Annotated in this window: 19 protein-coding genes; 12 read left to right on the top strand and 7 right to left on the bottom strand. The window is 67.3% G+C overall.

All coding sequences use genetic code 11. The annotated features are described in order from the left end of the window. Nucleotides 1–13: 13 nt before the first annotated feature. Nucleotides 14–502, bottom strand: coding sequence for a DUF934 domain-containing protein (locus ACM0M4_RS04610; protein ID WP_003093457.1), 489 nt, complete (start codon nucleotides 500–502; stop codon nucleotides 14–16). Then, nucleotides 499–2,172: a nitrite/sulfite reductase gene (locus ACM0M4_RS04605; protein WP_003113006.1), complete on the bottom strand. Its 1,674-nt coding sequence runs from the start codon at nucleotides 2,170–2,172 to the stop codon at nucleotides 499–501. The genes ACM0M4_RS04610 and ACM0M4_RS04605 overlap by 4 nt, the downstream gene beginning before the upstream one ends. Before the next feature lie 105 nt (nucleotides 2,173–2,277). Here ACM0M4_RS04605 and ccoG point away from each other — a divergent pair, with 105 nt between their 5' ends. From ccoG to ACM0M4_RS04585, 4 genes are all read left to right on the top strand, one after another. Next, nucleotides 2,278–3,999 carry a cytochrome c oxidase accessory protein CcoG gene (gene ccoG / locus ACM0M4_RS04600; RefSeq protein WP_010895670.1) on the top strand — a complete coding sequence of 574 codons (1,722 nt, stop codon included), beginning with the start codon at nucleotides 2,278–2,280 and terminating at the stop codon, nucleotides 3,997–3,999. A gap of 97 nt (nucleotides 4,000–4,096) precedes the next feature. Then, on the top strand, nucleotides 4,097–5,512 hold the full coding sequence (mapR, locus tag ACM0M4_RS04595; RefSeq protein ID WP_003113004.1) for a GntR family transcriptional regulator MpaR: 1,416 nt from the start codon (nucleotides 4,097–4,099) through the stop codon (nucleotides 5,510–5,512). Nucleotides 5,513–5,775: 263 nt separating this feature from the next. Further along, nucleotides 5,776–7,203: a cytochrome-c oxidase, cbb3-type subunit I gene (gene ccoN, locus ACM0M4_RS04590; RefSeq protein ID WP_003093467.1), complete on the top strand. Its 1,428-nt coding sequence runs from the start codon at nucleotides 5,776–5,778 to the stop codon at nucleotides 7,201–7,203. Between the two features lie 83 nt (nucleotides 7,204–7,286). Further along, the gene (locus tag ACM0M4_RS04585; RefSeq protein ID WP_003093468.1) at nucleotides 7,287–7,529 is read left to right on the top strand and encodes a hypothetical protein; all 243 of its coding nucleotides are present in this window, start codon (nucleotides 7,287–7,289) and stop codon (nucleotides 7,527–7,529) included. Between the two features lie 15 nt (nucleotides 7,530–7,544). Here the strand turns inward: ACM0M4_RS04585 and hpaR are convergent, their stop codons facing one another. Continuing rightward, nucleotides 7,545–7,967, bottom strand: coding sequence for a homoprotocatechuate degradation operon regulator HpaR (gene hpaR / locus ACM0M4_RS04580; protein ID WP_003093470.1), 423 nt, complete (start codon nucleotides 7,965–7,967; stop codon nucleotides 7,545–7,547). An 85-nt stretch (nucleotides 7,968–8,052) separates the two neighbouring features. Beyond that, a complete protein-coding gene (locus ACM0M4_RS04575; RefSeq protein WP_023085635.1) occupies nucleotides 8,053–9,261 on the bottom strand; it encodes a Bcr/CflA family multidrug efflux MFS transporter in 1,209 nt (402 codons plus the stop codon). A 364-nt stretch (nucleotides 9,262–9,625) separates the two neighbouring features. On the opposite strand from ACM0M4_RS04575, the gene ACM0M4_RS04570 reads away from it, so the two are divergent. Next, complete coding sequence (locus tag ACM0M4_RS04570; RefSeq protein WP_003105682.1) at nucleotides 9,626–10,882, top strand: OprD family porin; 1,257 nt, start codon at nucleotides 9,626–9,628, stop codon at nucleotides 10,880–10,882. A 28-nt stretch (nucleotides 10,883–10,910) separates the two neighbouring features. Here the strand turns inward: ACM0M4_RS04570 and tyrS are convergent, their stop codons facing one another. Beyond that, nucleotides 10,911–12,149: a tyrosine--tRNA ligase gene (gene tyrS / locus ACM0M4_RS04565; protein WP_009877078.1), complete on the bottom strand. Its 1,239-nt coding sequence runs from the start codon at nucleotides 12,147–12,149 to the stop codon at nucleotides 10,911–10,913. Nucleotides 12,150–12,907: 758 nt separating this feature from the next. Here tyrS and ACM0M4_RS04560 point away from each other — a divergent pair. The 7 genes from ACM0M4_RS04560 to ACM0M4_RS04530 all read left to right on the top strand — a co-directional run bounded on the left by ACM0M4_RS04560 (nucleotide 12,908) and on the right by ACM0M4_RS04530 (nucleotide 21,663). Next, nucleotides 12,908–13,207, top strand: coding sequence for a hypothetical protein (locus tag ACM0M4_RS04560; RefSeq protein WP_003093477.1), 300 nt, complete (start codon nucleotides 12,908–12,910; stop codon nucleotides 13,205–13,207). A gap of 131 nt (nucleotides 13,208–13,338) precedes the next feature. After that, nucleotides 13,339–15,132, top strand: coding sequence for a cholesterol oxidase substrate-binding domain-containing protein (locus ACM0M4_RS04555; RefSeq protein WP_003113002.1), 1,794 nt, complete (start codon nucleotides 13,339–13,341; stop codon nucleotides 15,130–15,132). Nucleotides 15,133–15,440: 308 nt separating this feature from the next. Continuing rightward, nucleotides 15,441–15,740 (top strand): DUF5862 family protein, encoded by a 300-nt coding sequence (locus tag ACM0M4_RS04550; RefSeq protein ID WP_003093484.1) that lies wholly within the window; start codon nucleotides 15,441–15,443, stop codon nucleotides 15,738–15,740. Nucleotides 15,741–15,836: 96 nt separating this feature from the next. After that, nucleotides 15,837–17,093 (top strand): HlyD family secretion protein, encoded by a 1,257-nt coding sequence (locus tag ACM0M4_RS04545; RefSeq protein ID WP_003093492.1) that lies wholly within the window; start codon nucleotides 15,837–15,839, stop codon nucleotides 17,091–17,093. A gap of 9 nt (nucleotides 17,094–17,102) precedes the next feature. After that, nucleotides 17,103–19,262, top strand: coding sequence for a peptidase domain-containing ABC transporter (locus ACM0M4_RS04540; RefSeq protein WP_023083974.1), 2,160 nt, complete (start codon nucleotides 17,103–17,105; stop codon nucleotides 19,260–19,262). Then, on the top strand, nucleotides 19,262–20,677 hold the full coding sequence (locus ACM0M4_RS04535; RefSeq protein ID WP_031756874.1) for a TolC family protein: 1,416 nt from the start codon (nucleotides 19,262–19,264) through the stop codon (nucleotides 20,675–20,677). The genes ACM0M4_RS04540 and ACM0M4_RS04535 overlap by 1 nt, the downstream gene beginning before the upstream one ends. 95 nt (nucleotides 20,678–20,772) lie before the next feature. Continuing rightward, nucleotides 20,773–21,663, top strand: coding sequence for a LysR family transcriptional regulator (locus ACM0M4_RS04530; RefSeq protein WP_003093500.1), 891 nt, complete (start codon nucleotides 20,773–20,775; stop codon nucleotides 21,661–21,663). Here the strand turns inward: ACM0M4_RS04530 and ACM0M4_RS04525 are convergent. Both ACM0M4_RS04525 and ACM0M4_RS04520 read right to left on the bottom strand, forming a co-directional pair. Continuing rightward, the gene (locus ACM0M4_RS04525) at nucleotides 21,650–22,261 is read right to left on the bottom strand and encodes a LysE family translocator (protein ID WP_003104796.1); all 612 of its coding nucleotides are present in this window, start codon (nucleotides 22,259–22,261) and stop codon (nucleotides 21,650–21,652) included. The genes ACM0M4_RS04530 and ACM0M4_RS04525 overlap by 14 nt on opposite strands. Before the next feature lie 204 nt (nucleotides 22,262–22,465). Continuing rightward, nucleotides 22,466–24,343, bottom strand: a complete 1,878-nt coding sequence (locus ACM0M4_RS04520) for a sigma-54-dependent Fis family transcriptional regulator (protein ID WP_115288964.1) — start codon at nucleotides 24,341–24,343, stop codon at nucleotides 22,466–22,468. Between the last annotated feature and the right edge of the window lie 87 nt (nucleotides 24,344–24,430).

The following is a 24,430-nucleotide window of genomic DNA, read 5'->3' as shown; positions in this document are numbered from 1 at the left end:
CGGGGGCGTATGCCTAGCGTCGGCGGAACAACGGTCGCGGCTCGATCGCCGAGCGGCCGTAGAGCACGCTCAAGCCCGCCAGCCCCTTGAGCGCATCCTCGACGTTCTTGTCCTCGCGCACCGCGAAGGCATCGAAGCCGCACTGGCGCATATGGCTGAGCTGGTCGCGCAACACGTCGCCCACTGCGCGCAACTCGCCGCTCCACCCCAGGCGCACGCGCAGCAGGTAGGCCAGGCTGTAGCCACGACCGTCGCGGAAGCTGGGGAAGTCGACGGCGATCAGCGGCAGCTCGGCGAAGTGCGGCAGCAAGGCCTCCACCTCATCGTCCGGCGCCAGCCAGGGCGCGGCGGCTCCGGCCTCGCCGCGGCGCTCCAGCCAGGCCGCCAGAGGCAGCAGCAACGGCCCCGGCGGCAGCGCGTCGGGCAACTCGCGCAGGAGTTGCCAGGGATCGTCGCGGCAGACCTCGGCGACGCCATCGCGCAAACGGATCAGGTTGTTCATGCCGGTTCCTCCATCCTGGCGTAGACCCGGGCCTTGAACGGCTCCAGGCCGACCCGGTTGAAGGTGTCGATGAAACGTTCCGGGCCGACCCGCAGGTCGGTGAAGGTTTCGACGATCCGTTCGATCACCGCCGGCACCTCGGCGGCGCTGAACGATGGCCCGATCACCTTGCCCAGCGCGCTGTCCTTGCCCTGGGCGCCGCCGAGGGTGACCTGGTACCACTCGCTGCCGCTCTTGTCGACGCCGAGGATGCCGATGTTGCCGATGTGGTGGTGGCCGCAGGCGTTCATGCAGCCGGAGATGTTCAGGCTCAGCTCGCCGATGTCGTGCAGGTGGTCGAGGTCCTCGAAGCGCTGCTGGATGCCCTGGGCGATGGGGATCGACTTGGCGTTGGCCAGCGCGCAGTAGTCGCCGCCGGGACAAGCGATGATGTCGCTGAGCAGGCCCTGGTTAGGCGTGCCGAGGCCGGCTGCGCAGGCCTCGCGCCACAGCGCGTGGAGGTTCTCCAGGCGCACGTCGGGGAGCACCAGGTTCTGTTCGTGGGCCACGCGGATCTCGCCGAAACCGTAGCGCTCGGCCCAGTCGGCGACGCGTTCCATCTGCTCCGCGGTGACGTCGCCCGGCGGCGCGCTGGCGCCGGGCTTGGTCGACAGCACCACCGAGGCGTAGCCCGGCACCTTGTGCGCCTGGACGTTGCGCGAGGCCCAGCGGGCGAAGGCCGGATCGGCCGCACGGGCGCTGCCGTAGGCCAGCTCGCCGTCGGCCGGCGGCAGGTAGCGCGGCAATACGAAGCGCTCGGCGACCCGCTGGCACTCCTCGGCAGTCAGTTGCGCCGGGCCGTCGCGCAGGTGCTGCCACTCTTCCTCCACCTCGCGGGCGAAAGCCTCGATGCCCAGCGCCTTGACCAGGATCTTGATCCGCGCCTTGTACTTGTTGTCGCGCCGGCCGTAGCGGTTGTAGACCCGCAGGATCGCCTCGACGTAGGACAACAGGTGCTGCCAGGGCAGGTCGTCGCGGATCACCTGGCCGAGCATCGGCGTGCGTCCCAGGCCGCCGCCGACCAGGACCCGCAGGCGCAACTCGCCGGCGTCGGGGTGGCGGTAAAGGTACAGGCCGATGTCGTGCATCTGCACCGCGGCGCGGTCTTCCACCGCCGAACTGAGGGCGATCTTGAACTTGCGCGGGAGGAACAGGAACTCCGGGTTCACCGTCGACCACTGGCGCAGGATCTCGGCCAGCGGCCGGGGGTCGGTCCATTCGTCCGCGGCGACCCCGGCGAAGGCTTCGGTGGTGATGTTGCGCACGCAGTTGCCGGAGGTCTGGATCGCGTGCATCTGCGCGCCAGCGAGGTGTTCGAGGATATCGCCGACCTGCTCCAGTTCGATCCAGTTGAACTGGATGTTCTGCCGCGTGGTGAAGTGCCCGTAGCCGCGGTCGTAGTGCCGGGCGACGTGCGCCAAGGCGCGCAGTTGCGGCGCCGACAGGGTGCCGTAGGGAATCGCCACGCGCAGCATGTAGGCGTGCTTCTGCAGGTACAGGCCGTTCTGCAGGCGCAGCGGGAGGAACTCCTCCTCGCTCAGTTCGCCGTCGAGGCGGCGGGCGATCTGGTCGCGGAACTGCGCCACCCGCTCGCTCACCAGCGCCTGGTCGTATTCATCGTACTGGTACATCGCAAAGCCCTCATCGACAGGGTTTCTCCACCGATGACGGGCAGGGTGGGTGGCGAAGAAACCGGGAACCGGCTGCGCCCCTGTTTCTGGCGACAGGATGGGCCGGTGTTCACTGGCACCCACTATCGCCCGCGTACAGACAGCGAAACAGCGGCAGATTCCGCCGAAAAAAACACATCAGATGGCCGACGACGGCGAATTCGCGCCGCCTGCGACCGGTTGCCACGGGGCGCATATCTGTACTGCCGGAGGTCGCCCGGTAACCCGCGGCAATGCTGGGCCGCTGCTTTCCGGAGGCATCTGATACGGTTTTTCCCGCTCGATCTGCCGCTGTTTCGCCCATCAGCCGGTTCCTATAGTCGCAACCGCCTCTCCAGCCTGATGGGCCTACGAAAAATGAGCGAAAGAATTCCCGCGATCCAGGTCGAGCCCGCCGTACCGGCCGCTCCGTCGAAACAGCCGCCCGCGCCCGGCAAGCTGCCGTCGGCGGTGAACGGCCCGATCTACACCCGCAGCTTCACCGGTCTGTTCCGCAACTTCCGCCGCCTCGGCGGCGGCCTGCTGTTCCTGCTGTTCTTCGGCACCCTGTGGCTGAACTGGAACGGCCGCCAGGCGGTGCTCTGGGACCTGCCCGAGCGCAAGTTCTACATTTTCGGCGCGACCTTCTGGCCGCAGGACTTCATCCTGCTCTCGGCGCTGCTGATCATCGCCGCCTTCGGCCTGTTCTTCATCACCGTGTTCGCCGGCCGCGTCTGGTGCGGCTATACCTGCCCGCAGAGCGTGTGGACCTGGGTGTTCATGTGGTGCGAAAAGGTCACCGAGGGCGACCGCAATGCGCGGATCAAGCTCGACCAGGGTCCGGCGAGCGCCGCCAAGCTCTTGCGCAAAACGGCCAAGCACGCGCTGTGGCTGGGTGTGAGCCTGGTCACGGCGATCACCTTCATCGGCTACTTCACTCCGGTGCGGCCGCTGGTGGCCGACCTGTTCAGCTTCCAGCTGGACCTGGAAAGCCTGTTCTGGGTGCTGTTCTTCACCGCCGCCACCTATGTCAACGCCGGCTGGCTGCGCGAGCAGGTGTGCATCCACATGTGCCCCTACTCGCGCTTCCAGAGCGTGATGTTCGACAAGGACACCCTGATCGTGTCCTACGACGCCGCCCGCGGCGAGTCCCGCGGCGCCCGCAAGAAAGGCAGCGATCCGCGCGCCCAGGGGCTCGGCGACTGCATCGACTGCCAGCAGTGCGTGCAGGTCTGCCCCACCGGCATCGACATCCGCGACGGCCTGCAGATCGCCTGCATCGGCTGCGCCGCCTGCGTCGACGCCTGCGACTCGATCATGGACAAGATGGGCTATGAACGCGGCCTGGTGCGCTACACCTCGGAACGCGCCCTGGAAGGTGGCCAGACCCGCTTCCTGCGTCCACGCCTGGTCGGCTACGCGGCGGTGATGCTGGCGATGATCGGCGCCTTCGTCGTCGCCCTGGATGCCCGCCCGCTGGCCTCGCTGGACGTGACCCGCGACCGTGGGCTGTTCCGCGAGAACGCCGCCGGGCAGATCGAGAACATCTACACCCTCAAGGTCATCAACAAGACCCAGCAGCCGCAGCGCTATCGCCTGCAACTCGACGACGCGCCGGAGTTCCGCCTGCAGGGCGAGCACACCCTGAGCCTGAAGCCCGGCGAGATCCTCGACTTCCCGGTGTCGGTGGCCTCTACCGCCGAACGCGCCAGGGCCGGCTCGCAACCGCTGGCGTTCAGCCTGCGCGGCATCGACGACCCGAGCCTGGCGGTCGGCAGCACCAGCACCTTCGTTTCGCCGGCGCGCTGAGGAGGCCGCGATGAGGCATGACAACACGGTCCCGGCGCGCATAGAGTGGGCGCCAGCGGCCGTGCCCACGGCCAGCCAGGACAGCGGCCAGGACAAGATGAAGCGCTACGAGAAATTCGCCGACGAGATTGCCGAGCTGATCCGCACCGGCGTCCTCGCCCCCGGGCAGAAGGTGCCCTCGGTACGGCACGCCAGCCGTACCTACGGGGTCAGCGCTTCCACCGTGTTCCAGGCCTACTACCTGCTGGAAAGCCGTGGGCTGATCATGGCCCGCGCACGCTCCGGCTACTTCGTCTGCCAGCACGTGCAGCGGCCGCTGCCGGAACCGGAGATCAGCCCGCGCCAGGCCGACGCCACCGAGGTCGACGTCAGCGAGTTGGTGTTCTCCGTACTCAGTTCGATCAAGGACCCGGACACCGTACCCTTCGGCTCGGCGTTCCCCAGTCCGCAACTGTTTCCCCTGCCGCGCCTGGCGCGCTCGATGGCCCACGCGGTGCGCGACATGGACCCGCAATCGGTGGTCGCCGACATGACGCCGGGCAACCATGGCCTGCGCCGGCAGATCGCCCTGCGCTACATGGTCGGCGGCCTGCTGCTGCCGGTGGAAGAACTGGTCATCAGCAACGGCGCGCTGGAGGCACTCAACCTCTGCCTGCAGGTGGTCACCCGTCCCGGCGACCTGGTGGCCATCGAGGCGCCGGCGTTCTACGCCACCCTGCAGGTGCTGGAACGGTTGAAGCTGAAGGCGGTGGAAATCCCCGTGCATCCGCGCGAAGGCATCGACCTGGAAGTGCTCGCCGACAGCCTGGAGCGCCTGCCGATCAAGGCCTGCTGGTTCATGAGCAACTTCCAGAACCCGATGGGCGCGAGCATGGACGACGAGAAGAAACGCGCCCTCGCCGAGCTGCTGGCGCGCCACCAGGTGCCGATGATCGAGGATGACGTCTACGCCGAGCTGTACTTCGGCCAGCAGGCGCCGAAACCGGTCAAGGCCTACGACCAGGAAGGCCTGGTGATGCACTGCAGTTCCTTCTCCAAGAGCCTGGCGCCGGGCTACCGGGTCGGCTGGGTGGCCGGCGGACGCTACGCCGAGCAGATCGAGCGACTGAAGCTGATGACCAGCCTGTCGGCGTCGATCCCGGCCCAGGCGGCCATCGCCGACTATCTCCAGCACGGCGGCTACGACCGCCACCTGCGCAAGCTGCGCTACGCCCTGGAGACCCAGCAGAACGCCATGCTCGCGGCGGTGGCGCGTTACTTCCCCGAGCAGACCCGGGTCAGCCGTCCCAGCGGCGGCTACTTCCTCTGGCTGGAGTTGCCCGAGGCGGTCGACTCGCTGCGCCTGTTCCAACTGGCCCTGGCCCAGGGCATCAGCCTCGCCCCGGGGCCGATCTTCTCCGCCACCCGCCGCTTCGCCCATTGCGCCCGGCTCAACTACGGGCACCCGTGGAGCGCGCGGCAGGAGAAGGCGATGGAGACACTCGGGCGGATCACCCAGTCGCTGGCGGGATGACGCCCCGCAGACGGAAAGCCACCCCGGCGTAGGGCGGATAACCGCGCGCGGTCATCCGCCATGATCGGCTCGCGTCCCCCATCCCGGTATGCGCCGCCGCCCTGCACGAACGCCTTCCCCCGCCCCATCTGATACCCAAATTCCATATCGACCTGAAGCTGTTTTACCCCCGCCCCAGCCCTTAGATTGCAGGCTCCGGCCGGCGCCCCGTCTCCCCCCTCGACGGCGGTCGCCGGCTGTTCATTTCTTTCGGGACTGTACAGATGAACAAAGCAACGACGGAACCTGCCTACAACTACAAGGTGGTTCGCCAGTTCGCCATCATGACCGTGGTATGGGGCGTGATCGGCATGGGGTTGGGCGTACTGATCGCCTCGCAACTGGTCTGGCCCCAGATGAACTTCGACCTGCCCTGGACCAGCTTCGGCCGCCTGCGGCCGCTGCATACCAACCTGGTGATCTTCGCCTTCGGCGGCTGCGCGCTGTTCGCCACCAGCTACTACACGGTGCAGCGTACCTGCCAGGTGCGACTGTTCTCCGACACCCTGGCCGCCTTCACCTTCTGGGGCTGGCAGGCGGTGGCGGTGATCCTGCTGGTCAGCCTGCCGCTGGGCAACACCACCACCAAGGAATACGCCGAGATCGAGTTCACCGGCGCGATCTGGCTGGCGATCGTCTGGGTCGCCTACGCGGTGGTGTTCTTCGGCACCCTGATCAAGCGCAAGGTCAAGCACATCTATGTCGGCAACTGGTTCTTCGGCTCGTTCATCCTGACCACCGCGATGCTGCACATCGTCAACCACATGTCGCTGCCGGTGAGCTGGTTCAAGTCCTACTCGATGTACTCCGGCGCCACCGATGCCATGGTCCAGTGGTGGTACGGGCACAACGCCGTAGGCTTCTTCCTGACCACCGGCTTCCTCGGCATGATGTACTACTTCGTGCCCAAGCAAGCCGGGCGCCCGGTCTACTCCTACCGGCTGTCCATCGTCCACTTCTGGGCGCTGATCACCCTGTACATCTGGGCCGGCCCGCACCACCTGCACTACACCGCGCTGCCGGACTGGGCGCAGTCGCTGGGCATGGTGATGTCGCTGATCCTCCTGGCACCGAGCTGGGGCGGCATGATCAACGGCATGATGACCCTCTCCGGCGCCTGGCATAAGCTGCGCGACGACCCGATACTGCGCTTCCTGGTGGTGTCCCTGGCGTTCTACGGCATGTCCACCTTCGAAGGCCCGATGATGGCGATCAAGACCGTCAACGCCCTCTCCCACTACACCGACTGGACCATCGGCCACGTCCACGCCGGCGCCCTCGGCTGGGTCGCGATGATCACCATCGGCTCGCTCTACCACCTGATTCCCAAGGTCTACGGGGTCGAGAAGATGCACAGCGTCGGCCTGATCAATGCGCACTTCTGGCTGGCCACCATCGGCACCGTGCTGTACATCGCCTCGCTGTGGGTCAACGGCATTACCCAGGGCCTGATGTGGCGCGCGGTCAACGAGGACGGCACGCTGACCTACTCCTTCGTCGAGTCGCTGGTGGCCAGCCATCCGGGCTTCATCGTGCGCCTGGTCGGTGGCGGGTTCTTCCTCACCGGCATGCTGCTGATGAGCTACAACACCTGGCGCACGGTACGCCAGGCGCGCCCGGAAGGAATCCTCGCGGCGGCCCGCATGGCCTGAGCCGCGACAGCGCGTCCCTTCCCTTCCCGAGCCTCGCCCGCCACGCTGCGGGCAAGGCTCGACAGCCGACGAGGAGAATCATCATGGAATTCAGCTGGAGCGAGATCCTGCTGGAGCTGCTGGCGGTCGCCGTGCTGTTCTTCGGCGTGCATTGGAGCCTGCGCCACGCCAAGACCCTGGACCAGGCGAGCATGCTGCCGTTCGCCGACGACGAGGAGGTGGCCCGCCGGGTCGAGCGGGAAACCGGCAGGAGCCGCACCGGCTGCGGCTGTCCCGGTCGCTGCCAGGGCGACTGCCGGCACTGGGACAAGAATTGGCCGGCATGACGCCGGCCAGTCGCTTCAGGGCTTTATCTTCTTCAGCTCGTTGAGCAGTTCCAGCAACTGCGCGAGCTTTTCCTCGCCGAACCGCTCCTGGATGCGCTGGTAGTTCTTCTCCATGTCGCCGCTCATGGAGACGAAGCACTGCTGGCCCTTTTCCGTCAGGTTCACGTAGACCCGCCGCTGGTCCTTGGGCGCCTTCCAGCGCCGGACGATGCCGTCGCGCTCCAGGCGCGCCAGCACGCCGGTCATGCTCGGGCGCAGGATGCAGGCCTGGTTGGCCAACTGGTAGCTCTCCATCTCGCCCTGCTGGCGCAGGATGCGGATCACCCGCCACTGCTGCTCGGTGAGGCCGTGCTGGTTGAGGGAGGGGCGGAAGAAACTCATCGCGGCTTCGCGAGCCTGCAACAGGGTCAGGGTCAGGGAGGGTCTTGGCGTTGACATAGGGTCCGAGCTTGGATGACTGGTTTCGAAAGTGCAGAAGAGTAGCGGAAAAAACACAGGCTGCATGCGGGTATGCAGAAGGAAATCAACGGTTTCCGCCGTGCAGGGCCAAGCCCAGCGCGAGCAGGCTGCCGACGCCGCAGACGGCCATCACCAGCGCCATCGGCAGCACGCCGGGCAGCGCCAGCCAGCCGACCGCCAGGCTGGCCAGGCAGCCGAGGCCGAACTGCCCGGACACCGCCACCGCCGAAGCCGCCCCGGCCTGTCCGGGATACAACGCCAGCAGGCTGGCGATGCAGTTGGCGCCGAGCAGGCCGGTGACGCTGACGAAGCACAGCAGCCCGGGCACCAGCGCCCACAACCCGCCCCGCTCGCCGAGCGCCGCATAGCCGAGGAGGAACAGCCCGGACACGCAGGCCAGCAGGCTGCCGGCCCGCAGCAGCGGCCGCGGACCGTGGCGGCGCACCAGGCGCGCGCTGCACCAGGTGGCGAGCATCACGCCGAGGATGTTCAGGCCGAAGAACCAGCCGAAGCGCTCCGCGCGCACGCCGAAATGCTCGATGAACACGAAGGGCGCGGCGCTGATGTAGGCGAACATCCCGGCGAACGCCAGCCCCATGCACAGCACGTAGCCCAGCGCGCGACGGTCGCCGAGCAGCCGCCCATAGGCGAGAAAGGCCTGGGCCAGGCTGCCGCCGCGGCGCTCCGGCGGGTGGCTTTCGGCGACCCGCCAGACCGCCAGCAGGCAGAGCCCGGCGAACAGCGCCAGGACCACGAACAACGCGCGCCAGCCGGCCCAGAGCATCAGGTAGCCGCCGAGCAGCGGCGCGGCCAGCGGTGCCAGCATGGTCACCATGTGCATCAATGCCAGCATCCGGGCGGCCTCGCCCAACGGATAGAGGTCGCGCACCATGGCCCGCGCCAGCACCGACGCGGCGCCGCCGCCGAGGGCCTGGAGCACCCTCAGCAGGACCAGTTGCCCCGCGCTGTCGGCCAGCGCGCAGGCCAGACTGCTGAACAGGTACAAGGCGATACCGGCCAGCAGCACCGGGCGCCGGCCGAAACGGTCGGACAAGGGGCCGTAGAACAGCATGCCGACGCAGAAGCCGACCAGGAAGCCGCTGATGCTCCGCTGCACCTGGGCATCGCTGGCGCCGAGATCGGCGGCGATCGCCGGCAGGCTCGGCAGGTACATGTCGATCGACAGCGGGCCGAACGCCACCAGCGCCGACAACAGCAGCAACAGGCGTCGTTCGCCGCTTCCGACCTGAATCTTCGATGCACTCGCAGGCACGCTCGCCCTCCTCTTCTTCGCCTTTCGGTCCAGACGACACCGCCGTGCACGCGGATGCAAGTTCGCCGTCCGGGAAATCCTCGCGCCGCGACCTCGTTCACCCTGGCAGCGCGCGGGCCTGGCTCCTTTCGCGGGCCGACAACGTTAACAGATTAACCAAATGCGCAGAAGGCGAAAGATTCCAGGCTGGCTTCGCTCTCCAGCGCCTTACCGTCAATGCTCGATGAGCATGGAAAGGGGCAGAGGCTAGCGAAGCTTCCGGGAGGATCGCCAACACTTCATTAACAAGTTAACAATATGCTAAAACTCACCGTGCAATCGGCGTCACCCATACCTACAAGAACAACAACCAAGGGAAGAATCGATGATCACGGCATGCCCCCGCCCGTGCGCCTGGCGCAGCTATGCGCTTGGCCTCGGCCTCCTGCCCCTCGCCGCGCAAGCGGAATTCCTCGCGGACAGCAGCGCCCACCTCGACCTCCGCAACTTCTACCAGTTGCGCGACTACCGCCAGCACGATGCGCCCCAATCGCAGGCCGGCAACTGGTCGCAGGGCTTCGTCCTGCGCCTGCAATCCGGTTTCACCGGCGGCCCGCTCGGCTTCGGCCTGGACGCTACCGGGCTGCTCGGCGTCAAGCTCGACTCGGGACGCGGGCGTAGCAACGATGGCACGCTGCCGTTCGGAGCGAATTCGAAGGAGCCGGTGGACGACTACAGTCACCTCGGCCTGACCGCCAAGCTGCGCTATTCGCAGACCCAGCTACAGGTCGGCATCCTCATGCCGCAACTGCCGGTGGCGTTCCGCGACGACGTGCGCCTGTTGCCGCAGACCTTCGACGGCGCGCTGCTGACCTCCAGCGAGATCGAGGGTCTCACCCTCACCGCGGGGCAATTGTGGAAGTCGCGCACTCGCGAGTCGGCCGGCAGCGACGACATGTACATCATGGGCCGCGACAAGGCCCACGCCAGCGACGAGTTCAATCTCGCCGGCGCGACCTACGCCTTCACCCCTCGGCTCAGCGCCAGCTATTACTACGGCCAGCTCAAGGACATCTACCGGCAGCACTATCTCGGCCTGCTGCACACCCTGCCGCTGGGCGAAGGGCTGTCGCTGCGCAGCGACCTGCGCTACTTCGACAGCGGCGAAGACGGCGCGGCGATCTCCGGGCCGGTGGACAATCGCAACCTCAACGCCATGCTCACCCTGCGCGCCGGCGCCCACGCCTTCGGCATCGGTGTCCAGAAGATGATCGGCAACGACGCCTTTCCGGTGCTCAACGGCTACACCACGCCCTACGTGGCCAACCTCATGGCCTACCAGACCTTCACCCGACCGCAGGAGAAATCCTGGCAACTGCGCTACGACTACGACTTCGCCGGCCTCGGCCTGCCCGGCCTGAACCTCATGACCCGCTATGTACAGGGCCGCGACATCGACCGCGGCGCCGGCCGTGCCGACGACAGCGAATGGGAGCGCAACACCGACCTGTCCTACGTGATCCAGAGCGGACCGCTGAAGAGCGTCGCCTTGAAATGGCGCAACATCACCTACCGCAGCCGCTACGGTGCGGACCTGGACGAGAACCGCTTCATCGTCAATTACACGCTAAAGCTCTGGTGAAGCGCGGCCCCTTGGGGCCGCAGGCACCTCAATCCTCGAGTCGCAGTTGCAAATGCTGCTTCTTGCCCAGGCTCAGGCGCAGCCCGTCGACCTCACCCGCCAGCGGCGCGTCCGGATCGCTGACCGGCGTGCCGTCCAGGCGCAGGCCGCCGCCGGCGGCGAGGCGGCGGACCGCGCTGCGGGAGGGCTGGATCGCGTGTTCCAGCAGCAGGTCGGTCAGCGACAGTCCCTGCGCCAGGCGCGCGCGGGATAGCTTCATCACCGGCAGGCCGCTGTCCCGCGTACCGTCGGCGAACACCCCGCGCGCGGCATCGGCGGCGGATCGCGCGGCGTGCTCGCCGTGCGCCAGGGCGGTGGCGGCATTGGCCAGGACCACCTTCGCTTCGTTCAGCTCGGCGCCCTGCAAGGCGCCCAGGCGGCGCACCTCATCCATCGGCAGTTCGCTGAACAGGGCGAGGAAGCGACCGACGTCGCGATCATCGCAGTTGCGCCAGAACTGCCAGAAGTCGAACGGCGCCAGGCGCTCGGCGTTGAGCCATACCGCACCCTGCGCCGACTTGCCCATCTTGCGCCCGTCACTGGTGGCCAGCAGCGGCATGGTCAGGCCGAACAGCTGGGCGCCGCCCTGGCGTCGCGACAGCTCCACGCCGTTGATGATGTTCGCCCACTGGTCGGCGCCGCCGAGTTGCAGGGTGCAGCCGCGCCGGCGCGACAGTTCGACGAAATCGTAGGCCTGCAGCAGGGTGTAGCCGAACTCGAGGAACGACAGCGAATGCTCGCGGTCCAGGCGCTGCCTGATGGCGTCGAAGGTCAGCAGGCGGTTGATCGAGAAGTGCCGGCCGACCCGGTCGAGGAACTCCAGGTAGCCGACGCCGTCCAGCCATTCGGCGTTGTTCACCAGGCTGTCGTCGTGCAGTTCGACGTAGCGCGAGAAAACCCGGGCGATGCCGTCGATATTGGCCTGGATCTGCGCCTCGGTGAGGATCGGCCGGCTCGAATCGCGGAAGCTCGGATCGCCGATCCGGGTGGTCGCGCCACCGATCAGCAGCAACGGGCGGTGCCCGGCCTTCTGTAGCCAGCGCATCAGCATCAGGCCCTGCAGGTGGCCGACGTGCAGGCTGTCGGCGGTGGCGTCGAAGCCCAGGTAGGCGGTTGCCGGACCGGCGGCCAGGTGCGCGGCGAGGCCGTCGCGGTCGGTGCACTGGTGGACGAAGCCACGCTCTTCGAGCAGGGCGATCAGGTCTTGCTGATGGGTCGGGACGGACACAGGTATCTCCTTTGGCACGGTGGATGCCCGAGGAGACAGGTTGGGAGGGAGTTCACCGGACCGCCGCCTCGGGCGGTTCGGGAATGCAGCGACGCATCTACCGCCTCAATGAGGGAGCAGATAGGCGTAATAGCGCTTGAAGGTCAGGGCTGCACGATTCATGCGCGGCACTCTACGCGCCTGTGCCGGGCTGTCAAGACTGGAAAGCACCTCGACACGAACCGAAGCACTTCCCCGCAACAGAAGCGCAGCCTGGGAAAGTTTGCCCGCCAGTTATCCGCACAAATTTATGACGCCGGTTTCTCTACTTTGAAAAACAACGCAAGACCGGACATGGACTTCAATAACTCGACCGGAAGAAACCTATCAGCAAGGCAGTTGAATTTTTTCCGAAAGCAATAATTCGATACTTTTCTGGATTGGCGCATCATCTCGTAAAAATAGCGAACCGCTTCCCAGTACCCACGAATATCAATGGATCAGCAATATCCAGATGCTTATCGCGGCATTCGAAAAAACATCGACCAATTCCACTGACAGAATATCGGCGTCATTTGCCTAGCATGGATATTCCAGGTTCACCCTATCAACTTCCCAGATTGACACTCTCGCCGGCAGATCAGTAATTTTCAGCGACCAGCCGGCAAAGTACTTTTCCAGAGCGGCTGGCAACCGATAGTCACTCTATCTTCGCAAACCGATGTTTATGCGAGAGGGCCGGCTATCGCTCAAAACTTGATTGATGAAGGAATAGCGCCATGCAACTCGCCACACTTCAGGAACTGAGCTTCGATGAAATCGACCAAGTATCGGGCGCCGGACTCTTCAGCTTCGTCGGCGATGCCATCGTCGATGTGGTCAAGGTGTCCAACGACCTGCTCAACACGTCGGTCATCTCTTCGGTCGGCAAGGTGTTCAACGCCGTCGGCCTGACCCCCATCCATCAACTGGCCGACACCCTCGGCTACGGCGTGTTCAAGGGCGTCGCCGCGGTCGGCGGCCTGCTCGGCGGCGACACCAGCCGCATCGATTACCACTACGACACCGAGTGGACCTGATCCCAGGACCTCGGCCCGCTCCCGTCGCGGAGCGGGCCTCCACCGTCGCCGGAGACCCGGACGCCCCCGGCGGCGACCTAGGACCCGGCAACCGGGAAGGGGCGACCAGCGCCCCGATCAGGAGAACCGCCATGCACGACCTCATCCAGCACGCCGACGCCTTCGTCGGCGATCCCGACCAGGAATCCGGCGGCCTGTCGCGCCGCAGCTTCCTCGGCAAGAGTGCCACGCTCGGCGCGGTCGGCCTGGTGGCCGGCTGGACCCCGGCCTTCGTCATCCAGCCCGCCGAAGCCGCCGCCAGCAGTTGTCCGGCGCCGGCAGGCTTTCCGGCCGGCCTCGAACTTTATCGGCGGGCGTTCCGCAACTGGTCGGGGGAAATCGCCGCCGACGACCTCTGGAGCTGCGCCCCGCGCACCAACGAAGAGGTTCTCGCGGTGGTCAACTGGGCCTGGCAGAACGGCTTCAAGGTGCGCCCGCGCGGCATGGGTCACAACTGGTCCCCGCTGCTGCTGAAAGGCGGCGAGAACTGCGAGAGCCGCATCGTGCTGGTGGAAACCAGCCGTTACCTGACCCGCGTACGGATCGACGCCCAGGGCGAGTTCGGCCTGTTCAGCGCGCAGACCGGCGTCACCATGGAAGCCCTGCTGAAACAACTGGAGCGGGTCAAGCTCGGCTTCGTCGCCACGCCGGCGCCGGGTGACCTGACCCTCGGCGGGGTGCTCGCCATCGACGGCCACGGCACCGGCATCCCGGCGCAGGGCGAAAGCCGCCTGCCGGGGCAGAGCTACGGCTCCCTGAGCAACAGCATCGTGGCGCTGACCGCGGTGGTCTGGGACGGCGCCGCCGGACAATACGTGCTGAAGACCTTCCGCCGCGACGATCCGGCCTGCGCGCCGTTCCTCGTCCACCTCGGACGCGCCTTCATCGTCGAGGCGACCCTCCAGGCCGGGGTCAACAAGCGCATGCGCTGCCAGAGCTACGTGAACATCCCGGCGAGCGAGATGTTCGCCGCGGCCGGCAGCGGCGGAAGGACCTTCGACAGCTTCCTGCAGAAAAGCGGACGCGCCGAGGCCATCTGGTTCCCCTTCACCGACAAGCCCTGGCTGAAGGTCTGGACGCCGACCCCGCGCTGCCCGTTCGGAGCCCGCGCGGTCAACGGCCCGTTCAACTACCCCTTCTCCGACAACATTCCCAAGGCGCTGTCCGACCTGCTGGCGGCGATCAACACCGGCCACCCGGAACTCACCCCGCTGCTCGGCAAGCTGCAGTACGACCTGGTAGTGGGCGGCATGGCGCTGACCCTGGGCTACGACCTGTGGGGCTGGAGCAAGGACCTGCTGCTGTACATCAAGCCCAGCACGCTGCGCGTCACCGCCAACGGCTACGCGGTGCTGACCCGGCGTCGCGACGTGCAGCGGGTGATCAACGAGTTCTACCTGCAGTACCAGACGATGGTCGCCGCCTACCGCGCCAACGGCCACTACCCCATGAACGGCCCGGTGGAGATTCGCGTCAGCGGGCTCGACCAGCCCGGCGAGTCGATCGTTCCCGGCGCCCAGGTGCCCAGCCTGTCGGCGATCCGTCCGCGCCCCGACCAACCGGAGTGGGACACGGCGATCTGGCTGGACATCCTCAGCCTGCCCGGTACCCCGCAGGCCAATGCCTTCTACCACGAGTTCGAGGCCTGGCTGTTCGACCACTTCAGCGGCGACTACGCCTCGCTGCGGGTGGAGTGGAGCAAGGGCTGGGGCTACAGCCCCGCCGCCGCCTGGGACGAGCCGACGGTGGTCGACCAGTTGGTGGCGCAGTCGCTACGCCAGGGCCTGGTCGCAGACAACGATTGGGACAGCGCGGTGCGCCAGTTGAACGAAGCCGATCCGCATCGGCTGTTCAGCTCGCCGCTGCTCGACCGGCTGATGCCATGAAATGCCGCTATGCGAGGCCGTACTGACTCGGACGAAGAGCGGTTGGCCGGAGCCGATATGAATGAGCCCTCGATACGGCGTTGACTTGTTCAACAGGTCTTATCGAGGTGTCGCACGAACCGGCCTTAATCATTCGCAAAGTTTACCCGGAGTGGCAAACCTTCATCCGCCGAATATTGAAACTCATTGTCAAACGAATTATCGATCCCATGAAAAACCGCTAATCCTGGCAGTTCATCCCACTCTTTCGGATTAGTACCATCGAATGGCTTTCCAGACTCACGGAAAGCCTAAAGGAGATATATGAAATGAAAGAACTCAATGACATTGAAGTCACCTGCGTTTCGGGTGGAACTCTTTCCGGCATGATCGTAGGCGCCGTCGACGGCGCCGCGACGGGCATGGCAATCGGCGGGAAATGGGGCGGTGCCGGCGGCTTCGGCTTCGGCGCTCTTTCCCAGTTGGTCGGCCTGATCGTGCCAACCGCCATGGGTGCTATTGCCGGGGGCACGGTCGGTCTCTTCACCAATGCAGAGACGGCTGTCGGTTACTTGGGCCAATACCGGGAAAACTTCGGTCCCGGTGATGTAGGCCGCACCACCATCTAATTAGAAAAGTCGCACTCCGGCACTTCATGCGTTTGAACTTTCGCAAGGGTGTCGGAGTGTCATGCAAGTATTATTCGAATCCAGGATCCAGCCACCATGTTTCGCCAGGAAGCCCTCGACGCCCAGCATGCCGGCGGCCTGGGCGAGATCGTGCTGATCCGCCCGGTCTCCTTCACTTTTCTCACCCTGCTGGCCGCGGCGATGGCGCTGCTGGTGGTGGGCTTCTTCCTGTTCGGCAGCTACACCAAGCGCAGCACCGTCAGCGGCCAATTGGTGCCCGCCAGCGGCCAGGTCAAGGTGCACGCGCCGCAGGCCGGCATCGTGCTGCGCAAGTTCGTCCAGGAAGGCCAGGCGGTACGACGCGGCGAGCGCCTGATGGTGCTTTCCAGCGAACGCTACGGCAGCGATGCCGGCCCGGTGCAGGCCGGTATCAGCAGGCGCCTGGAACAACGCCGCGACTCCCTGCGCGACGAACTGGAAAAGCTTCGCCGCCTGCAAGACGACGAGCGCGACAGCCTGACCAGCAAGGTCGCCAGCCTGCAGCGCGAACTCACCACCCTCGCCGCCCAGACCGACAGCCAGCAACGCCTGCTGGCGCTGGCCAGCGACGCCGCCGCGCGCTACCAGGGGCTGATGGACAAGGGCTACATCTCCATGGACCAGTTGCAGCAGCGCCAGGCCGAGCTGCTCGGCCAGCGCCAGACCCTGCAAGGCCTGGAGCGCGAACGCACGTCGCTGCGGCAGCAGTTGACCGAGCGCCGCAACGAACTCGCCGGGCTTTCCGCGCGCCAGGCCAACCAGCTCGCGGAAACCCGCCGCCAGCTCAGCGCGGTGGAGCAGGACCTGGCCGAAAGCGAAGCCAAGCGCACCTTGCTGGTCACCGCGCCGGAGAGCGGCATCGCCACCGCCGTGCTCGCCGAAGCCGGGCAGACCGTCGACAGCTCGCGTCCGCTGCTGAGCATCGTTCCCGCCGACACCCCGTTGCAGGCCGAACTCTACGCGCCGAGCAAGTCCATCGGTTTCATCCGGCCGGGCGACGCGGTGCTGATCCGCTACCAGGCCTATCCGTACCAGAAGTTCGGCCAGTACCACGGCAAGGTGCAGTCGATCTCCCGCGCCAGCGTCTCCTATGCCGAGCTTTCCAGCATGGTCGGCGGCGTACCGGGGCTCGGCCAGGATGGCGAGCAGCTGTACCGGCTGCGGGTAACCCTCGACGACCAGGCGGTGACCGCCTACGGCCAGCCGCGTCCGCTGCAGAGCGGCATGCTGCTGGACGCCGACATCCTCCAGGACACCCGGCGCCTCTACGAATGGGTGCTGGAACCGCTCTACAGCCTGACCGGCAAACTCTAGGAACGACCCATGGCCTTTCTCGACGCTCTCGCCCTGCGCCTGGGCCGCCGCCTGCCGCTGGTGCTGCAGACCGAAGCCACCGAATGCGGCCTGGCCTGCCTGGCGATGATCGCCGGCTACCACGGCCACCACACCGGCCTGATGGAACTGCGCCGGCGCTTCTCCGTATCGCTCAAGGGCATCTCCCTCAAGCAACTGATCCAGACCGCCCACCGCCTCGGCCTGGGCACCCGCGCGGTGAAGCTCGACCTCGGCGACCTCGGCAAGCTCAAGCTGCCCTGCGTGCTGCACTGGAACTTCAACCACTTCGTCGTGCTCAAGGCGGTCGACGGGCGCGGCGCGGTGCTCCACGACCCCGCCCACGGCCAGCGCCGGCTGGGCCTGGAGGAAGTCTCGCGGAGCTTCACCGGGGTAGCCCTGGAACTCTGGCCGGAGAGCGGCTTCGAGAAACAGGAGGCGCCGCCGCGGATCAAGCTGCTGGGCATGCTCGGCAAGGTCACCGGGCTGTACCGCTCGCTGGCCCAGGTGCTGCTGCTCGCCGGCGCGCTGGAAGTGTTCTCGCTGATCAGTCCGTTCTTCCTGCAATGGACCATCGACAACGTCATCGTCAGCGAAGACCGTGACCTGCTCAGCACCCTGGCCATCGGCTTCGGCCTGTTGCTGCTGATGCAGCAGGCGGTCAGCGGGGTGCGCGCCTGGGTGATGATGCACATGAGCACCCTGCTCGGCGTGCAGTGGCAGGCCAACGTCTTCAGCCACCTGCTGCGGCTGCCCGCGCAGTATTTCGAGAAGCGCCACCTGGGCGACGTGGTGTCGCGCTTCGGCGCGGTGAACAGCATCCAGCAGACCCTCACCGCGGCCTTCCTCTCGGCGGTGCTGGACGGCCTGATGACCGTCGCCACCCTCGGCATGATGCTGCTCTACAGTCCGCCACTGGCGGCCATCGCCATCGCCGCCATGAGCCTCTACACCCTCGGCCGCTGGATCTGGTACCGGCCGTTGCGCAACGCCACCGAGGAGCAGATCGTCCACGCCGCGCGCCAGCAGAGCCACTTCCTCGAGACGGTGCGCGGCATCCGCCCGTTGAAGCTGTTCCAGCGCCAGGACGAGCGCCGCTCGGTATGGCTCGGCCTGCTGGTGGAACAGATCAACGCCGGCCTGCGTACGCAGAAGCTGCAACTGTTCTACCAGCAGCTCAACGGCCTGCTGTTCGGCGTGGAGAACCTGCTGGTGATCTGGCTCGGCGCGACCATGGTGATGGACGGCCAGTTCAGCGTCGGCATCCTGATGGCCTTCAACGCCTACAAGTCGCAGTTCGACAGCCGCGTCGGCAGCCTGATCGACAAGTTCTTCGAGCTGCGCATGCTCCAGTTGCAGGGCGAGCGCCTGGCCGACATCGTGCTCCAGGCCCCGGAGGTCAGCCACGGCGACATCCTCCCGGAGAACCTCCGCGAGCGCGAGGCGAGCATCGAGATCCAGGGCCTGCGCTACCGCTACGCGGAACAGGAGCCCTGGGTCCTCGACGGCCTCGACCTGCGCATCGCCGGCGGCGAGTCGGTGGCCATCGTCGGCCCCTCGGGCTGCGGCAAGAGCACCCTGTTCAACGTCCTGCTGGGCATCCTCCCGCCAGTGGAGGGACAGATCCGCATGGCCGGCCTGGACCTTGCGCAACTGGGCCTGGACGGCCTGCGCGAACTGGTCGGCACGGTGCTGCAGGACGACGTGCTGTTCGCCGGTTCGCTCAGCGACAACATCAGTTTCTTCGACCCGCAACCGGACATGCCCTGGCTGCTGCAGTGCGCGCAGATGGCTGCCATCCACGATGACATCCAGGCCATGCCGATGGGCTACAACACCCTGGTCGGCGACATGGGCACGGTGCTCTCCGGCGGCCAGAAGCAACGGGTGATGCTGGCCCGGGCGCTGTACAAGAAGCCGCGCATCCTGTTCCTCGACGAAGCCACCAGCCACCTCGACGTACACTGCGAACAGCGGGTCAACGCCGCCATTCGCGCGCTGCGCATCACCCGCATCATGGTCGCCCATCGGCCCGAGACCATCGCCTCGGCGGACCGCGTGATAGTCCTCGGCCAGGGCAAGGTAAGCCTCGACGAAAGCACCGCGCGCCTGGCCGAACGCCAGGCCGCCGCGGCGCGGGAGCAGGCCTGATGCGTGCCCTCGCCGGCCTGTTGTGCGGCCTGCTCGGCCTGGTTCCCGGCGCCGCCGCCTACGAGCCGGACGTGTTCGGCACCGCCCGCCAGGTCGCCGGCCAGGCGGTCTACGACCTCGGCGGCAGCGGTTTGCCCTGCCGCGGCGGGCCGCCACCGACCGAGCTGAGCCTGGAGGAAGCCATCGAGCGAATCCTCTGCCACGACCCACAGACCCGCCTCGCCTGGGCCAATGCCAAGGCCCAGGCGGCCCAGGTCGGGATCGGCAAGTCCGCCTACCTGCCGCGCCTGGACGGCCGTCTCGACGCCAGTCGCGGCTACAGCGACATGGATTATCGCGATGCCCCCTACCTCTCCGGCGACGGCCATCGCCACCGGCGTGGCGCCAGCCTCCAATTGAGCTGGGTGCTGTTCGACTTCGGCCGCCGCAGCGCCGCCCTGCGCAACGCCCAGCAGTTGCTGCTGGCGGCCAACGCCAGCCAGGACGCGACCCTGCAGAACACCTTCGCCCTCGCCGCCCAGGCCTACTACGACGCCCTCGCCGCCCAGCGCAGCCTGGCCGCCTCGCGGCAGGTCGCGGAGCTGGCGGCGCAGAACCTGGAAGCCGCCGACGCCAAGTACCGGGCCGGCGCCGCCGCCCTTTCCGATCGTCTGCAGGCGCAGACCGCGCTGTCCCAGGCGAGCCTCGCCCAGGTCCGCGACGAAGGCGCCCTGAGCAACGCCCTCGGCGTCATCGCCCTGCGCATGGGCCTGGCGCCGGATACCCCGCTGCGCCTCTCCGGCGAGCTGGAGGCGCAACCCGACACCGGCTTCGTCAAGGCCATCGACGAGATGCTCGCCGAAGCCCGCCGCGAGCATCCGGCGCTGCTCGCCGCCCAGGCGCGGCTGAAAGCCGCCGCCGCCTCGGTGGAGGAAAGCCGCGCCGCCGGCCGGCCGAGCCTGGCGCTGAGCGCCAACCTGGCACGCAGCCATAGCGACCAGGCGATGGCGTTCAACGGCGATACCCGCGAACGCGACCGCAGCATCGGCCTGCAACTGAACATCCCGTTGTTCGAAGGCTTCGAACGCACCTACCAGGTCCGCAACGCCCTGGCCCGCCGCGAAGCCAGCGAAGCGGAGCTGGCCGACACCGAGCAGCAGGTTTCGCTGGAGGTGTGGAACAACTACCAGTCGCTCAGCGTCGAGACCCGCAGCCTGGCGCGCACCCGCGAACTGGTCGAACAGTCGCGGCAAAGCCTGGAGGTGGTGCAGGGCCGCTACCGCTCAGGGGTCGGCAGCATGATCGAGCTGCTCAACGCCCTGACCGCCTACGCCAGCGCCGAGGACCAGCACATCCGCGCCCTCGGCAACTGGCAGACGTCGCGTCTGCGACTGGCGGCGAGCCTCGGTCGCCTGGGTTTCTGGAGCCTGCGCTGAAAAGCCCGGGAAGCGCCGCCGCTCTCTACCTCTCGCGCTTGTCCGGCTGGCCGCCATCGCGCAGGATGCACCCAGCCCCCGCGACGAGAGACCGCATGATCGACGACATCCGCTACCTGATCGTATTCGCCAAGATCGCCGAGACCGGCTCCGTCTCCGGCGGCGCCGAGGCGCTGGGCCTGAGCGCCGCGACCGCCAGCCTGCACCTGTCCAGGCTGGAACGGAACCTGGGCCGTGCGCTGCTCTACCGCAACAGCCGCAAGCTGTCGCTGACCCAGGACGGCACGCAGTTGCTGGACACCGCCCGCTCCATGCTGGAACTCTACGAGAAGGGCTTCATCGAGTTCCGCCAGCGCGCCGTCTCGACCCGCAACAGCCTGCGCATCTCGATGCCCGCGGTGTTCGTCAACGGCGACTTCACCCGTCACCTGGCAGCCTTCATCGAGGAGCATCCCGACCTCGACCTCGGCATCGCCTGCGACGACAGCCGCCACGACATCATCGGCGACGGCATCGACATCGCCTTCCGCATCGGCGACCTGCCGGACAGCTCGCTGAAGGCCCGTCACCTGTTCCTGCTGCCGCGCCAGGTAGTGGCGGCACCGGCATTCCTGGCCCGGCACGCGCCGCTGGAACACCCGCGCGACCTGCAGCGGCTGGAATGGATCGGGCTCGGCATGCGCCCCGACAGCCGGCTATTCCGTCATGCGCGGGACGACGAGGAGGTACGCGTCGACTACACCCCGCGGGTGCGCGTCGACAGCGTCGAAGCCTCCTGCCGCCTGGCCCGCCTCGGCGTCGGCCTGGCCGCGCCGCCGACCTACCTGAGCGACGAGCCGATCCGCCGCGGCGAGTTGCGCGCGGTGCTGCCGGAATGGCGCCTGGAGCCGTTGAAGGTGTATGCGGTGTGGCCGCCCAACGTACCCGCCAGCAGCATCGCCTATACCCTCATCAATCGCCTCTACGAGGCCTTCAATCCGGGCTAGCGGCGAGCTGCAGGTAGAGCATGTAGCCAGCGGTCAGCACCAGGGTGCCGCCCATCGCCCGATTGAACAGGCGCACCCGCCGGGGGCTGTCGAGCAGCAGCGCCACGCGGTCACCGAGCAGTGCCCAGGCGGCCAGCGAGAGGTAGCAGACCACCAGGTAGATGGCCATGAAGACCAGCAGCGGCGCGTGCGTGCTCGGGCTGGCGAACAAGGCCACGCCGGAAGCGCAGGCGATCCAGGCCTTGGGATTGAGCCATTGCAGGAGCACGCCCTGGAAGAACCCGGGGACCCCGTTTTCCTCCAGGGCCAGGCGTGGATCCGCGGTGGCGATGCGGTAGCCCACATGAGCGATGAACGCCGCGCCGGCCATCCCCAGGTAGTCGAAGAAGCGCGGGTAGGCCTCGATCGCGCGGACGAACCAGAAGCCGACGAAGGCCAGCAGCAGGACGAAGCCGAGGGTGGCGCCGGTGACGAACGGCAGGGTCCGGCGGAAACCATGGTTGGCGCCGGAAGCGACGATGGTCAGGTTCACCGGACCGGGGGAAATCGACAGGCTCAGGGAGAACGCGCCCATGGCGAGCAGCAGGGCTAGCGGCATGGGTCGAACTCCCCGGTCGGATTGCGGGCTGGCTGGTGCGGGGCGGGCATGGGTTTCCTCCGTAGGCTCCTGGCGGGGCGCGACCGAACGGGTTGCGCCGCTGCCCGGAACGCTACAGGGAAAGCCCACCGGCATTAACGGGGCAAGGCTCAAGGCTGGTTTTGATTTTCCGCGCTTGACGACTGCGCCGGCCGCCGGCGCACCTCAGTCGTCCGCCTGGCCCGGCATGCGGATGCCATGCCGGCGCACCCGCCGATACAGGGTCGCTCGCGAGATACCCAGTTCCCGCGCCGCGGCCATGGGTTTCCAGCGATGCCGCACGAGGGCGTCGAGCAGGGCGTCGCGCTCCGGACCGCCGCCGCTCTCGCACGCACTGGCCGGTGTCCGGCCTTCGCCACGCAGCTCTGCCGGAAGGTCGGCGAGTTGCAGGGTGGCGCCGCCGCACAGCGCGCAGGCGTAGCGCAACACATGCCGCAACTGGCGGACATTGCCCGGCCAGCGATAGCCGAGCAGGCATTCCAGGGCTGCCTCGCCGAGTTCGATGCGTACGCCGCAGTGCGCGGTTTCCTCGTCGAGGATGCGCCGGATCAGCGCCAGCCGGTCGCTGCGTTCGCGTAGCGGCGGCAGTTCGAAGCGGGCGCCGCCGAGGCGGAAGTAGAGATCCTCGCGGAAGCCGCCGGCCGCCACCAGCGCCGCCAGGTCGCGGTGGGTGGCGCAGATCACCTGGATATCCACAGCCTGCCGGCGCGCAGCCCCCAGCGGCGCCACCTCGCCCTCGGCCAGCACGCGCAGCAGGCGGGTCTGCAGGCCCAGCGGCATGTCACCGATCTCGTCGAGGAACAGGGTACCGCCATCGGCCTGCTGGAGCAGGCCGCGCATCCCTTTCGCCGCCGCGCCGGTAAAGGCTCCGCCAACGTAGCCGAACAGCTCGCTCTCGATCAGGCTTTCGGGAATCGCCGCGCAGTTGAGCGCGACGAAGGGTTTGTCGCGACGGGCGCTGGCCTGGTGCAACTGGCGGGCGAAAACCTCCTTGCCGGCGCCGGTCTCGCCCTGGATCAGCACCGGCAGGTTGCGGTCCTTGACCCGCACCGCCAGGCACAGGCTTTCGGCGATGCGCGGGTCGAGCGCAGCGTCGTCGGGCACCTCGCGCTCCAGCCGCCGCGCCTTGGCCCGCGGCGCGCTGAGACGCACGTGCAGCTCGCCGGCCTGGCCGCGCAGCAGGCACGGCGCCTGGTCGGCGGCGGCGTGCAGGGCGTCGAGGTCGAACACCTCGCCGATGTGGCTCGGCACCTGCCCCAGGCGCTGCCGCAGGTAGTGCCGCGCCGCCGGGTTCAACGCCAGCAGGCGCCCATCGGCGTCCCAGGCGAACAGGTAGTCCGGCTGGCTGTCGACGTAGCCCGGCGCACGGTGCGCGCGCAGCACCCAATGGCCCTGGGCGCTGTGCATGAAGAAGGCGTTCTCGATCTCCCGCGCGCTCTGCGCCACCATCTGCCGGATCAGATGCTGGCTACGGCGGTCGTCCGGCGATTGCACGGCGGAAACGTCGAGCACACCGAGCAACTCGCCCTGCGGATCGAAGACCGGCGCCGCGGAACAGGTCAGGTCGATGAAGGCGGCGCGGAAGTGATCGCGCTTGTGCACCGTCACCGCAGTCCTGTCGGTGAGTACGGCGGCCACCCCGCAGGTACCCTCCTCGCCTTCCGACCAGCAGGTGCCGAGGTACAGCCCGGCCTTGCGGCAGTCGTTGCGGATGGTCGACTCGACACGGTAGTCGATGGTCCGCCCCTGGGCATCGGTGAGCAGTACGCAGTAGTCGGCATCGCGCACCCGTCCATGCAGTCGCGCCACCTCTTCGCTGGCGATGCGCAGGAACAGTTCGGAACGCTCGCGACATTCGTCGAGGAGGGTCTGCGAGAGAATCCGCGGCCCTTGCAGGGACCCCGGGTCGAGACGGTGCTGCTCCATGGAGCGGCGCCAGGAGTCGAGGATCGGCGTCGGCACCGGCGCCTGCGGCAGGCGCGCGGCGTTCCTCAGGACACGGCTGACACAGTCCACATGGTCCTTCGAGTGTGCGGAAAGCATGGGGCCTCCGTTGCTCGGCATCTTGTTGTTGTGCCGCCCATTAAGCGCCCATCGGCGACCCTCGACAAGCGCCGGGCCGCCACAGCC

Origin of the sequence: Pseudomonas sp. 18-147 (assembly GCF_051048045.1) — a bacterium.
Classification (GTDB): Bacteria; Pseudomonadota; Gammaproteobacteria; order Pseudomonadales; family Pseudomonadaceae; genus Pseudomonas; species Pseudomonas aeruginosa.
This window is presented reverse-complemented; position numbering and strand designations above follow the sequence as displayed.

What these genes read in the sequence shown, in the direction of transcription:
- ACM0M4_RS04610 (WP_003093457.1), bottom strand. Translation starts at nt 502, where the DNA reads ATGAACAACCTGATCCGTTTGCGCGATGGCGTCGCCGAGGTCTGCCGC.
- ACM0M4_RS04605 (WP_003113006.1), bottom strand. Translation starts at nt 2,172, where the DNA reads ATGTACCAGTACGATGAATACGACCAGGCGCTGGTGAGCGAGCGGGTG.
- mapR (WP_003113004.1), top strand. Translation starts at nt 4,097, where the DNA reads ATGAAGCGCTACGAGAAATTCGCCGACGAGATTGCCGAGCTGATCCGC.
- ccoN (WP_003093467.1), top strand. Translation starts at nt 5,776, where the DNA reads ATGAACAAAGCAACGACGGAACCTGCCTACAACTACAAGGTGGTTCGC.
- ACM0M4_RS04585 (WP_003093468.1), top strand. Translation starts at nt 7,287, where the DNA reads ATGGAATTCAGCTGGAGCGAGATCCTGCTGGAGCTGCTGGCGGTCGCC.
- hpaR (WP_003093470.1), bottom strand. Translation starts at nt 7,967, where the DNA reads ATGTCAACGCCAAGACCCTCCCTGACCCTGACCCTGTTGCAGGCTCGC.
- ACM0M4_RS04570 (WP_003105682.1), top strand. Translation starts at nt 9,626, where the DNA reads ATGATCACGGCATGCCCCCGCCCGTGCGCCTGGCGCAGCTATGCGCTT.
- ACM0M4_RS04560 (WP_003093477.1), top strand. Translation starts at nt 12,908, where the DNA reads ATGCAACTCGCCACACTTCAGGAACTGAGCTTCGATGAAATCGACCAA.
- ACM0M4_RS04555 (WP_003113002.1), top strand. Translation starts at nt 13,339, where the DNA reads ATGCACGACCTCATCCAGCACGCCGACGCCTTCGTCGGCGATCCCGAC.
- ACM0M4_RS04550 (WP_003093484.1), top strand. Translation starts at nt 15,441, where the DNA reads ATGAAAGAACTCAATGACATTGAAGTCACCTGCGTTTCGGGTGGAACT.
- ACM0M4_RS04545 (WP_003093492.1), top strand. Translation starts at nt 15,837, where the DNA reads ATGTTTCGCCAGGAAGCCCTCGACGCCCAGCATGCCGGCGGCCTGGGC.
- ACM0M4_RS04540 (WP_023083974.1), top strand. Translation starts at nt 17,103, where the DNA reads ATGGCCTTTCTCGACGCTCTCGCCCTGCGCCTGGGCCGCCGCCTGCCG.
- ACM0M4_RS04535 (WP_031756874.1), top strand. Translation starts at nt 19,262, where the DNA reads ATGCGTGCCCTCGCCGGCCTGTTGTGCGGCCTGCTCGGCCTGGTTCCC.
- ACM0M4_RS04530 (WP_003093500.1), top strand. Translation starts at nt 20,773, where the DNA reads ATGATCGACGACATCCGCTACCTGATCGTATTCGCCAAGATCGCCGAG.
- ACM0M4_RS04525 (WP_003104796.1), bottom strand. Translation starts at nt 22,261, where the DNA reads ATGCCGCTAGCCCTGCTGCTCGCCATGGGCGCGTTCTCCCTGAGCCTG.
- ACM0M4_RS04520 (WP_115288964.1), bottom strand. Translation starts at nt 24,343, where the DNA reads ATGCTTTCCGCACACTCGAAGGACCATGTGGACTGTGTCAGCCGTGTC.